The following is an 11,529-nucleotide window of genomic DNA, read 5'->3' as shown; positions in this document are numbered from 1 at the left end:
CGCCACCCGCTACGACAAACTTGCCCTGACCTACCGCGGAGGAGTCGTCCTCCGCGCCATCACCATCTGGTTACACGAATTAGGAGACACGCCCTAGGCCGCTTTGAACGATCGCAGTTCCCGAGACTGCGGCTATACCGACTGAACAGCACAAGGGGAGATACATCATGGCATCAGGTGGCAGCGCAATCAGAGGCTCGCGCGTGGGAGCGGGCCCCATGGGGGAGCAGGACCGCGGTTTCCACGCAGACCGCATCAAGGTGTCCTATTGGGACGCCCTCGGCAATGAGACCGTGCGCTACTTCGCGGCGAACCTGCCCGACGAGGAAATCCCCGTCACCATCGACTGTCCCTCGTCCGGCCTGCCCGCAGGTCGCGACAAGGAGAACCCGCCGTCGGTGATCAAGCTCGAGCCGTACAAGACGCACCTGGCCTACGTCAAGGAACGCCGCACCGAAGAGGAAGCGGAATCGCTCCTCGAGGAGGCCCTGCAGCAGTTGCGCGTCCGCCGCGGCAAGCTGACCGCCACCAACTAACACCCGCCACATACCGCGAACCCGCAGTTGTGCGTGTTATGAGAGCCTCATAACACGCACAACTGCGGGTTCGCGGTGGTTGTGGGGCGGTTAGTAGACGGGGACTTTAGTAGACCGGGGCGATGAGGTTCTCCGGGACCTCCGCGGCGGCTTCGCTGTCCACGAAGAAGACCGTGCGCTTGCGGCCCTTGATGCCGGCCACGGGCACCTCGTCGCGGCTCGCGCCGGCCAGGGCCAGGCCGAGGGCCGAGGCCTTGTCCGAGCCGGCCAGGACCAGCCAGACGCGCTCAGACGAGTTCAGGGCCGGGCGGGTGAGGCTCAGCCGCTCCGGCGGCGGCTTCGGAGCGTTCAGGACCGGGATGACGCTCGCCTGCGATTCCCGGATGCCCGACTCGTGCGGGAACAGCGACGCAATGTGGCCATCCGGCCCGACGCCGAGGAAGGTGATGTCGAAGCGCGGGAACGCGCCCCCGGACGGTGCCGCCGCGGCAAGCTCGGACGCGTACCGCGTGGCCGCGGCCGCCAGGTCATCGCCCTCGTCCGATGCGGCGAAGGGGTGGACGTTCCCGGCCGGAACCGCGATGTGGTCCAGCAGGGCCCGGCGGGCCTGGAGTTCGTTGCGGTCGTCGTGTGCCTTGGGCACCCAGCGCTCGTCGCCCCACCAGAAGGAGACCCTGCTCCAGTCGATCGTGTCCCTGGCGGGCGACTCATTGATGGCCGCCAGCACGGCGATGCCGACCGATCCGCCGGTGAGGACGACGTTCGCGGAATCCTGCTCGTGCAGGATGTCCACGGTTTTGGTGATGAACCGCGCCGCCACCGAAGCCGATAGCGACTCCTTGTTGAGGTGGACTAGTACGCGCCGTTCATTCGTCACAAGTGTGCTCCGGTCTGTTCTGCGACCACGTCGTCGAGTTGCGGAAGGCCGCGCGTGATCACTTCACCATATAACTCATCCGGGTCGAGGCGGCGCAGCTCATCGGACAGGCAGTCGCGCAGGCTCCGCCGTTTGAGCGTGAGATCCTGCAGCGGGCGGCCGGGCTGGGTCAGGGTCGCGATCTCAGGCACCTCGCGTTCGAGTGAGATGACTCCGGATGCCCGGGTGAGGTGAACCCCGCGGATTCCGTGGGACAGCGGTCCGGAGGTGAGTTCGTATTCCACCGGGACCTGGAGCTGGAGCTGCAACCAGGCGGCGAGGAGCGCCGTCGAGGGCGAGTCGGCGGCGCCGGAAACCGAGACGGCGGTGATCGCCTCGTACGGCGGCTGATCGAGCACGGCTGCGAGCTGGGCGCGCCAGAGGGTGAGCCGGGTCCAGGCGAAGTCGGTGTCACCGGGCCGGTAGCTCGTGCACAGGCGGTGCAGGGCGGCCTGGGGGTCCGGCTGCGCGGACGCATCCGTCACCCGGCGGTAGGCGATCCGCCCGAGCGGAGACTCCGCGGGCACCTCAGGCGCCACACCGGGCCACCAGGCGACGACGGGCGCGTCCGGCAGGAGCAGCCCCATGACGAGGCTTTCCGGGTCGCTGGCCGCTTCGCCGTAGGCGCGGAGCACGATGACCTCGCTCGCGCCGGCGTCTCCGCCGACTCGGATCTCGGCGTCGACCCGGGCGGTGGCGGGAGCGTGCGTCCCGTCGGAGACCTGGGTGGAGACGACGATGACCCGCATCGGGTGCTCGCGGGAGGCGTCGTTGGCGGCCTCGATGGCCTCCTCCTCGTTGCCGAGGGTGGAGGCGATGATCAGCGTGAGCACGCGGCCGAGGGCGACGGCGCCGCCCTCCTCACGGATTCGCACCAGCGCCTTCGAGATCTTGGAGGTCGTGGTGTCCGGCAGATCGACAATCATGGTCGCCTCCATTTGCGGCCGTCGCGAGACAGCAATTCGTCAGCGGAATCGGGGCCCCACGTGCCGGGGCGGTACTGCTCCGGCTGGCCCTGCTCGGCCCAGAACTCTTCGATCGGGTCGAGGATCTTCCAGGACAACTCAACCTCCTCGTGCCGGGGGAACAGCGGCGGGTCGCCGAGCAGCACGTCGAGGATCAGGCGCTCGTAGGCCTCCGGGCTCGCCTCGGTGAAGGCGTGGCCGTAGCCGAAGTCCATCGTGACGTCGCGCACCTGCATGCCGACACCGGGAACCTTCGAGCCGAAACGGATGGTGACCCCCTCGTCGGGCTGCACCCGGATGACGAGCGCGTTCTGGCCGAGGGCGGCCGTGTGGCCCTCCTCGAACAGGGACTGCGGGGCTCGCTTGAACACGACCGCGATCTCGGTGACCCTCCGGCCCAGCCGCTTGCCGGCCCGGAGGTAGAACGGAACCCCCGACCAGCGGCGGGTCTCGATGGTGAGCTTGAGCGCCGCGTAGGTTTCGGTGAGCGATTCCGGGTTCATCCCGTCTTCCTCGAGGAAGCCGAGGACCTTCTCGCCGCCCTGCCAGCCGCCCGAGTACTGGCCGCGGGCGGTGCCCGTCGCCAGGTCGTCGGGCAGCTGCACGGAGGCCAGGACCTTCTCCTTCTCGGTGCGGAGGTCCGCGGCGTTGAACGAGATGGGTTCCTCCATCGCCGTCAGGGCGAGGAGCTGCAGCAGGTGGTTCTGGATCACGTCGCGGGCGGCGCCGATGCCGTCGTAGTAGCCGGCCCGGCCGCCCACCCCGATGTCCTCGGCCATGGTGATCTGCACGTGGTCGACGTAGTTGGCGTTCCAGATCGGTTCGTACAGCTGGTTCGCGAAGCGCAGCGCCAGGATGTTCTGGACCGTCTCCTTGCCCAGGTAGTGGTCGATCCGGAAGACCGAGTCCGGCGGGAAGACCGATTCGACGACGGCGTTCAGCTCACGTGCCGTCTTCAGGTCGCTGCCGAAGGGCTTCTCGATGACGACGCGGCGCCACCGGTCATCCTTCTGCTCGGCCAGGCCGGAGCGACGCAGCTGCTCGGTGACCTGCGGGAAGGCCTTCGGCGGGATCGACAGGTAGAACGCGTGGTTGCCCATCGTTCCGCGCTTCTCATCGAGCTCCTCGATCGTCTCCTTGAGCCGCTCGAACGCCGCGTCGTCGTCGAACGTGCCCGGCACGAACCGGATGCCCTCGGCCAGCTGGGCCCAGACATCCTCGTGGAATTCGGTGCGCGCGTACTCCTTCACCGCGTCATGCACGACCTGCATGAAGTCCTCGTTGTCCCAGTCCCGGCGGGCGAAGCCGACGAGCGCGAAGCCCGGCGGCAGCAGCCCGCGGTTGGCCAGGTCGTACACGGCAGGCATGAGTTTTTTCCGCGACAGGTCGCCCGTCACGCCGAAGATGACGAGGCTGCTGGGCCCCGCGATCCGATTCAGGCGGTAGTCGGACGGTGATCGCAGCGGATTGAACTCCGGGGTGATTTCCACCGGGGACATGCAGCTCCTTAGAGGGGGCGTCAGCGCAGCGCGGCGAACAGGGTTGAGATGTTCGCAGCAGGCTGGGTGAGGGTGAGGGTGAGAACCGGGCGGCCATGGTCGGCGAGCACGCTCGCGTCGCCGCTGGCCTGCGCCTGGATGAGTTCACCGAAGGTGAACGGCCGCTCCGGGATGTCGAGGTCCTCGGCCGGGACGGCCAGGATCTGCAGGAAAACACCGGTGGCCGGTCCGCCCTTGTGGAACTGGCCCGTGGAGTGCAGGAAGCGTGGGCCCCAGCCGAACGTCACCGGGCGCTTGGACAGCCCGGCCAGGAGGTCGCGGACCTCGGCCAGTTCCGGCAGGTCCAGGCGGTTCACGTACGCCTGCACGGCGACATAGCCGTCCGGCCCGAGCTCCTCGAGGAGGGCGTCGACGGCGGAGGCGAGGTCGCTCGCCGCGCCGATGACGTGCGGCGTGCCGCGCACCTCGATGCCGTCGGAGATGAAGGCTGCCGGTTCGGGTTCCGGGCGGGAGTCGAGCAGGCCGCGGCTGGCGATCTTGGCGGACTCCACGTCCGGCTGGTCGAACGGGTTGATGCCCAGCAGCCGACCGGCGACCACCGTGGCGTACTCCCAGACCAGGAACTGGGCGCCGAGCGTTCCGCTCACGCGGATCTCGTCGCCGTGGGCACCGAAGATCTCCCGGCCCGCGTCGTCGACGAGACGCACCAGCTGCAGGTCCGGCAGGTTCGCCGACAGCTCCGGCGCGGCCTGCTCGAGGACGACGGGCAGCAGGCCCGTGCCCTGCTTGCCGGTCGATTCGGCGACGAGCTGCTCGATCCAGTCGGGCAGGCCGACGATGTGGGTGCCGTCAGCCAGGAGCGCGAGCTTGTCCCGGAGAGGACGTGCGGCGGCGATGGCCGCGCCGAGCACGAGGCCAGGGTTCTCGGGGGAGTCCACGGCGAGGGCGAGGCTGATGGCGTCGGCCTCGTCGAGGAGCTCGGCGATGTCGACCCCGGCCAGGCCGGAGGGCACCAGGCCGAACGCCGTGAGGGCCGAGTAGCGCCCGCCGACGGTCGGGTCGGCGGTGAAGACGCGGTAGCCGGCGGCGCGGGCGGATGCCTCCAGCGGCGAGCCCGGATCGGTCACGACGATAATGCGCTCGGCCGGGTCGATGCCGGCTGCCCGGAAGGCACGCTCGAACACGCGGCGCTGGCTGTCGGTTTCGACGGTCGAACCCGACTTGGACGAGACCACCAGGGCCGTGGCTTCGAGGCCGTCGTTCAGGGCGGCGAGGACCTGGCCGGGATCGGTCGAGTCCAGCACGGTCAGGGGAACGCCGGCCGTGCGCGTGATGACCTCAGGCGCCAGCGACGAGCCGCCCATGCCGGCCAGGGCGATCCGGGTCACGCCGGCGGCACGAAGCGTGTCGCGGAGCGCCAGGATGTCGGCGACGAGCGGGCGGGAGACAGAGACAGACTCGGTCCAGCCGAGGCGCCTCGACGCTTCCTCCTCGGCCTCAGTGCCCCAGAGGGCAGGGTCGAGGGCCGTGATGCTCGACGCGACGAGGTCGTCGACGAGCGTGGGCACGGCGGTGCGGACGGCCTCGGCCGCCGCGCCGCTCACCGAAATGCGAAAGCTCACCGGCTGACCGGGGCCTGGCCGGCCGCGAGGGCAGCGGTGACCGTGTCGAGCAGCTCGTTCCAGGATACGATGAACTTGGACACGCCCTCGGCCTCGAGCACCTGGGTGACGTCGTCGTAGGCGATGCCCTGGGCGGCCAGCGCGTCGAGCACCGCATTCGCGTCGTCGTAGTTTCCGGTGATCGTGTCACCGGCGATGACGCCGTGGTCGAACGTGGCGTCGAGGGTCTTCTCCGGCATGGTGTTGACGACCTCGGGCGCGACCAGCTCGGTCACGTAGAGCGTGTCGGGCAGGCTCGGGTCCTTGACGCCGGTCGAGGCCCACAACGGACGCTGCTTGTTGCCCCCGGCGGCGAGGAGCACCTTCGCGCGCTCGGAGTCGAAGGCCTGCTCGTAGACCTGGTAGGCCAGGCGGGCGTTGGCGACGCCGGCCTTGCTCTTGAGGGCAAGGGCCTCGGCCGTGCCGACGGCTTCCAGGCGCTTGTCGATCTCGGTGTCGACGCGCGACACGAAGAAGGACGCGACGGAGTGGATGCTGGAGATGTCGATGCCGGCGGCCCGGGCCTTTTCCAGTCCGGTCAGGTAGGCGTTGATGACCTGGCGGTGGCGTTCGAGGCTGAAGATCAGCGTGACGTTGACGCTGATGCCGGCCGCGATGGTCTCGGTGATTGCCTCGAGGCCCTCGATGGTCGCCGGGATCTTGATCAGGGCGTTGGGTCGGTCGACCTTGGCCCAGAGCTGCCGTGCCGCGGTGATGGTTCCGGCCGCGTCGTGGGCGAGCGTCGGCTCGACCTCGATCGAGACCCGGCCGTCGAGGCCGTTCGTGCGGTCGTAGACCGGGCGGAACAGGTCGCTGGCCGCGGCGACGTCGTCGGTGGTGATCTCGAAGACGGCGTCGTGCACGCTGGTCCCGGCCGCGGCGAGCAGCGCCACCTGTTCCGTGTACGCCTCGCCCTTGCTCAGGGCGCCGGCGAAGATCGTCGGGTTCGTCGTCACGCCGACAACGTTCTTGTCCGCGATGAGTTTCTTCAGCCCGCCTGAGGTGATGCGGGCGCGGGACAGGTCGTCCAGCCAGATGCTGACGCCGGCAGCGGAAAGCTCGGCGAGGGGAGTGGTCTCAGTCATGTTTTTCTCCTGTGTTTTCAGTTCACGTTGCGGGGCGCTGGTTAGAGCGCTGCGATGGATTCCTTGGCGGCGGCGACCACGGCATCCGTGGTGATGCCGAATTCGCGGAACAGGGTCTTGTAGTCCGCGGAGGCACCGAAGTGCTCGATGGAGACGCTGCGGCCCCGGTCGCCGACATACCCACTCCAGGTCAACGCAATTCCGGCCTCGACCGATACCCGCGCGGTGACGGATTTCGGCAGCACCGACTCGCGGTATTCGGCGGACTGCTCCTCGAACCACTCGAGGCTCGGCGCCGACACGACGCGGGCGTTGATGCCGTCCGCCTTGAGCGCCTCGCGGGCGTTGATGGCCAGCTGAACTTCCGAGCCCGTTCCGATCAGGATCACGTCCGGCGACCCGTTCGCGGCCTCGGCCAGGACGTAGGCGCCGCGGGCGACGTTCCGGGCCGACGCGAGGGTGTCGCCGGATGCGTCGCCGTCGCCGCGCTCGAAAACGGGGATGTTCTGGCGGGTGAGCACGATCCCGGCCGGGCCGTTGCGCCGGGCGAGGATCGTCTTCCAGGCCCAGGAGACCTCGTTGGCGTCTCCGGGACGCACGATGTCGAGGCCGGGGATGGCCCGCAGGGCGGCCAGCTGCTCGATCGGCTGGTGGGTGGGTCCGTCCTCGCCGAGGGCGACGGAGTCGTGCGTCCAGACGAAGATCGACGGGGCCGTCATCAGGGCGGCCAGGCGGATCGCGGGGCGCATGTAGTCGCTGAAGATCAGGAACGTGCCGCCGAACGGGCGCGTCTTGCCGTGCAGCACGATGCCGTTCAGGATGGCGGCCATGGCGTGTTCGCGGATGCCGAAGTGCAGGACGCGGCCGTACTTGTTGCCGGTCCATGCGCCGGTGCTATGCTCGCTCGGCACGAACGACGCGGCGCCCTCGATCGTGGTGTTGTTCGACTCGGCGAGGTCGGCGGAGCCGCCCCAGAGCTCGGGGATGGCCGAGCCGAGTGCGGTGAGCACCTTGCCGGAGGCGGCCCGGGTGGACACCTCGGTGCCCGCCGGGAAGACCGGGAGTGCGTCGTCGACGCCGTCGGGAAGCTCGCCGGAGAGGAGGCGGTCCAGCAGCACCCGGCGTTCGGGGTTTGCCTCAGACCAGGCGTCGAAACGGGTGTTCCACTCGGCGTGCTGCTCCGCGCCGCGGACGAGGGCCTTGCGGGTGTGCTCGATCACGTCGGGCGCGACCTCGAAGTTCTTCTCCGGGTTGAAGCCGAGCACCGTCTTCACTCCGGCCAGTTCCTCGGCACCGAGGGCGGATCCGTGGATCTTTCCCGTGTTCTGCTTCTTCGGGCTGGGCCAGCCGATGATCGTCTTCAGGATGATCAGGGACGGCTGGTCGGTCACGGCCTGGGCCGCCTCGATCGCGGCGTTCAGCTCGGCGACATCCTCGACGTACGAACCGGTCTTCTTCCAGTCGACCGTCTGCACGTGCCAGTTGTAGGCGGCGTAGCGCGCCGCGACATCCTCGGTGAACGCGATGTTCGTGTCGTCTTCGATCGAAATCTGGTTGCTGTCGTAGATGGTGATCAGGTTGCCGAGCTGCTGGTGCCCGGCGAGTGAGGAGGCCTCGGCGGTGACGCCCTCCTGCAGGTCGCCGTCGCCGGCGATGACATAGACGAAGTGGTCGAACGGGCTCGTGCCGTCCGCGGCATCCGGGTCGAAGAGGCCGCGTTCGAAACGCGCGGAGTAGGCGAAGCCGACGGCGGATGCCAGGCCCTGGCCCAGCGGGCCGGTGGTGATCTCGACGCCGGCGGTGTGGCCGTATTCCGGATGTCCGGGGGTCTTCGAGCCCCAGGTGCGCAGGGCCTTGAGGTCCTCGAGCTCGAGGCCGTAACCGCCCAGGTAGAGCTGGACGTACTGGGTGAGCGAGCTGTGGCCCACCGAGAGGACGAAGCGGTCGCGGCCGATCCAGGCGTCGTCGGCAGGGTCGCGCCGCATGACCTTCTGGAACAGGAGGTACGCGGCGGGGGCGAGGCTCATGGCCGTTCCGGGATGTCCGTTGCCGACCTTCTCCACGGCATCCGCGGCAAGAAGACGTGCCGTGTCGATGGCCTTGTTGTCGATGGAATTCCACTGCAATGCTGCCACTGTGTAATGACCCTTCTGGAAGCGATCAGGGCGGGTGTCAGAGACCCGCTCCTGCTTGAGGATGTCGCGCCCGTGGACGTCATCGGCCTCACGCGGGTGCGCGGGTGGGTCGGCCGGGGCCGATCCACGCGGACAATCGCTGTGACTGGCGGGCATGTTCAGTATAGGGAAGCGGCATTCCCGTGTGTCGTGGAATGACGCCAGCGGCGCACGCCCCGCGGAGGACGGGCGCTCCCGCCCGGCTGCCCGGCATGGCTTAGAATTGGGCGAGCCAGTTTGAGTGTTAGAGGAGCAATGGACGTCGCCGTAGAGACTCGCCGCGAAAGCGGACCGCGTACCATCCGCCGCACCCTGAAGGCGTATGTCGCGCTGACCAAGCCTCGGATCATCGAGCTGTTACTCGTCGTCACCGCGCCCACCATGATCCTGGCCTACGGCGGCATCCCGAGCCTGTGGCTCGTGCTGGCGACGCTGATCGGTGGCGCGCTGAGTGCGGGATCCGCCGGCGTCTTCAACTGCTACATCGACCGCGACATCGACCGGGTGATGAAGCGCACCAAGGATCGGCCGCTGGTCACCGGGGAGGTCAGCGACCGTGAGGCGCTCATCCTCGCCTGGGTGCTGGGTGCGGCCTCGATCGCCTGGCTGTGGGCGTTCACGAACCTGCTCGCCGCCGTGCTCTCCCTGGCCGCCATCCTGCTCTACGTCGTCTTCTACACGATCGTGCTCAAACGCCGCACCGCCCAGAACATCATCTGGGGCGGCGTGGCCGGTTGCATGCCCGTGCTGATCGGCTGGGCCGCCGTGACCAACGACCTCTCGTGGCCGCCGTTCATCCTGTTCGCGATCATCTTCCTCTGGACCCCGCCGCACTACTGGCCGTTGTCGATGAAGTACCGCGCCGACTACCAGGCCGCCGGGGTCCCGATGCTCGCCGTGGTGCGCGGACGCGCCCAGGTCGGCCTGCAGGTCATCCTCTACGCCTGGGCGACGGTCGCCTGCTCGCTGCTGCTCATCCCCGTCGCCGGCATGGGCCTGCTCTACTCGTTCGTGGCGCTGGTGTCCGGCGGCTGGTTCATCTACGAGACCCACCGCCTGTACAACCTGGCGATCCGGCACGAGCACGTCTCGCCGATGCGGGTCTTCCACGGCTCGATCGCGTACCTCACGCTGGTCTTCGTCGCCGTCGGCGTGGACCCGCTGCTGCCCTTCTAGCCGTTGACTGTCCCACGCCGTCCGGCCGTACCTCGCCGAGATTGACTGTTGCGGTCGAGTTGGCCAGGTGTGCCGGGCAAACTCGACCGGAACGGGGAAACTCGGCGCACGATCGCACCTGCGCGAGCGTCGAACCGGTCAGAAATCGGCGAGAGTCGCCGATTGTGCCGAGAATCGCCGCAGCATCGGGGATTCTTGGCGGAAACGGCGAGCCTCGGCGCATGCCCCGCCGAGATTGACTGTTGCGGTCGAGTTGGCCTTGTGTGTCGGGCAAACTCGACCGGAAGTGTCACGCTCGACGCCTCGACTCGACGGCGGGACCGGGGCGCGCGAGTCAGGCCTGGGGAGCGCGGGCGGCGGATGCCGCGGCCGGCGCGGGGGAGGCATCCGCCCCGGCGACCGGGGCCTTCAGGTGCAGGATGAGCGCCGTCATCACCGCGGCGAGGCAGCAGGCCAGCACCATGTGGGCGCCGACGAGCACGGGGGGCAGGCCGGTCCGGGCCTGCACCAGGCCGACGACGATCTGCACGGCCTCGATCCCCAACAGCCCGGCAACCCAGCCGGTGACCGGCAGGCCGCGGGTCACCGACGCCGCGAGCAGCAGCACGGTCAGCAGGGCAGTGGCGTAGGCGGGCCAGGCATGGACGTGCTCGAACAGTTCGGCGTCGAATCCGGAGCGGACCGCGTCGGAGTCTCCCGAGTGCGGGCCGGACGCGGTGGTGACGACGCCCACCGCGATCGTGATCGCGACGACCGCGCTCGTGGCGTGCGCCAGCCGGGCGAACCAGGCCGGCACGACGCGCCGCCGCGGCCCCGGCGTCGTGGTCGTGCGGTAGACGAGGGCCGCGGCGACGCAGACCATCAGGAGCGACACGATGAAGTGCAGGCCGACGATGAACGGGTTCAGCCCGGTGAGCACGGTCACGCCGCCGAGAAGGGCCTGGACGAGGACGCCGAGGGCGAGCACGAGGGCGAGCACGAAAAGGTCGCGCCGTTCGCGGCGGATGCGCCACACCAGCACGAAGGTGGCGATCGCGACGAGGCCCACGACGCCCGTCATCAGGCGGTTGGCGAACTCGATCACGCCGTGGATGCCCATCTCCGGCGTGGGCACGAGGGACTCCGCGGTGCAGGTCGGCCAGGTCGGGCAGCCCAGGCCGGAAGCGGTCAACCGCACGGCGCCGCCCGTTCCGACGATCACGATCTCGCTGATGAGGCTCAGCCACGCAAACAGGCGGATGCGCGCGTCGACGCGGGTGGGCAGCCAGGCAGAAATTCGGCTCACGTGGTTCAACTTTCGGTTTGTCGGCTCATGTGTAAACGCCGGTAGTCACTGGATAAGCCACCCGGACGCTGTAGAATCAGGTGTTTCATAGATTTACTCGCATTGTCCGCACAAGCGGCAAAGCAGCGTCGCGAGGGTCTTGAATAATCTTAGGTACGCAACGTAGCCGTCCACACAACCCGTTCCCTGACAGGTTCTCCTCTGGAGGCATGTCCAGGAATGACCGGACTGA

General features: G+C 68.6%; 9 protein-coding genes. 2 read left to right on the top strand and 7 right to left on the bottom strand.

What is annotated here, in order from left to right; translation table 11 throughout:
* The first annotated feature begins 167 nt into the window (after positions 1-167).
* A complete protein-coding gene (locus E3O23_RS12020) occupies positions 168-536 on the top strand; it encodes an RNA polymerase-binding protein RbpA (RefSeq protein ID WP_134491321.1) in 369 nt (122 codons plus the stop codon).
* 106 nt (positions 537-642) lie between these two features.
* Here E3O23_RS12020 and pgl read toward each other — a convergent pair whose 3' ends face one another.
* From pgl to tkt, 6 genes are read right to left on the bottom strand one after another with little or no spacing between them, the layout of a single operon-like run.
* Entirely contained in the window at positions 643-1,413 is a 771-nt protein-coding gene (gene pgl / locus E3O23_RS12015) for a 6-phosphogluconolactonase (protein WP_134491319.1), read from the bottom strand.
* The gene (locus tag E3O23_RS12010; RefSeq protein ID WP_134491317.1) at positions 1,410-2,378 is read right to left on the bottom strand and encodes a glucose-6-phosphate dehydrogenase assembly protein OpcA; all 969 of its coding nucleotides are present in this window, start codon (positions 2,376-2,378) and stop codon (positions 1,410-1,412) included. The genes pgl and E3O23_RS12010 overlap by 4 nt, the downstream gene beginning before the upstream one ends.
* Positions 2,375-3,916, bottom strand: a complete 1,542-nt coding sequence (zwf, locus tag E3O23_RS12005) for a glucose-6-phosphate dehydrogenase (RefSeq protein WP_134491315.1) — start codon at positions 3,914-3,916, stop codon at positions 2,375-2,377. The genes E3O23_RS12010 and zwf overlap by 4 nt, the downstream gene beginning before the upstream one ends.
* A 20-nt stretch (positions 3,917-3,936) precedes the next feature.
* Positions 3,937-5,538 (bottom strand): glucose-6-phosphate isomerase, encoded by a 1,602-nt coding sequence (locus E3O23_RS12000; protein ID WP_134491313.1) that lies wholly within the window; start codon positions 5,536-5,538, stop codon positions 3,937-3,939.
* The gene (tal, locus tag E3O23_RS11995) at positions 5,535-6,662 is read right to left on the bottom strand and encodes a transaldolase (protein WP_134491311.1); all 1,128 of its coding nucleotides are present in this window, start codon (positions 6,660-6,662) and stop codon (positions 5,535-5,537) included. The genes E3O23_RS12000 and tal overlap by 4 nt, the downstream gene beginning before the upstream one ends.
* Positions 6,663-6,703: 41 nt before the next feature.
* A complete protein-coding gene (gene tkt, locus E3O23_RS11990; RefSeq protein WP_134491309.1) occupies positions 6,704-8,797 on the bottom strand; it encodes a transketolase in 2,094 nt (697 codons plus the stop codon).
* A 294-nt stretch (positions 8,798-9,091) separates the two neighbouring features.
* Here tkt and E3O23_RS11985 point away from each other — a divergent pair, with 294 nt between their 5' ends.
* A complete protein-coding gene (locus E3O23_RS11985; RefSeq protein WP_134491307.1) occupies positions 9,092-10,012 on the top strand; it encodes a heme o synthase in 921 nt (306 codons plus the stop codon).
* A 334-nt stretch (positions 10,013-10,346) separates the two neighbouring features.
* Here E3O23_RS11985 and E3O23_RS11980 read toward each other — a convergent pair whose 3' ends face one another.
* Entirely contained in the window at positions 10,347-11,297 is a 951-nt protein-coding gene (locus E3O23_RS11980) for a COX15/CtaA family protein (protein WP_134491305.1), read from the bottom strand.
* Between the last annotated feature and the right edge of the window lie 232 nt (positions 11,298-11,529).

It is taken from the genome of Cryobacterium tagatosivorans, from assembly GCF_004402215.1.
Lineage (GTDB): Bacteria > Actinomycetota > Actinomycetes > Actinomycetales > Microbacteriaceae > Cryobacterium > Cryobacterium tagatosivorans.
The sequence above is the reverse complement of the archived record's forward strand: the minus strand, read 5'-3'. Positions and strand labels throughout refer to the sequence as shown.

Excerpts from the sequence above, each read along its gene's own strand:
- zwf (WP_134491315.1), bottom strand. The coding sequence starts at position 3,916 with ATGTCCCCGGTGGAAATCACCCCGGAGTTCAATCCGCTGCGATCACCG.
- tal (WP_134491311.1), bottom strand. The coding sequence starts at position 6,662 with ATGACTGAGACCACTCCCCTCGCCGAGCTTTCCGCTGCCGGCGTCAGC.
- E3O23_RS11985 (WP_134491307.1), top strand. The coding sequence starts at position 9,092 with ATGGACGTCGCCGTAGAGACTCGCCGCGAAAGCGGACCGCGTACCATC.
- E3O23_RS12020 (WP_134491321.1), top strand. The coding sequence starts at position 168 with ATGGCATCAGGTGGCAGCGCAATCAGAGGCTCGCGCGTGGGAGCGGGC.
- E3O23_RS12010 (WP_134491317.1), bottom strand. The coding sequence starts at position 2,378 with ATGATTGTCGATCTGCCGGACACCACGACCTCCAAGATCTCGAAGGCG.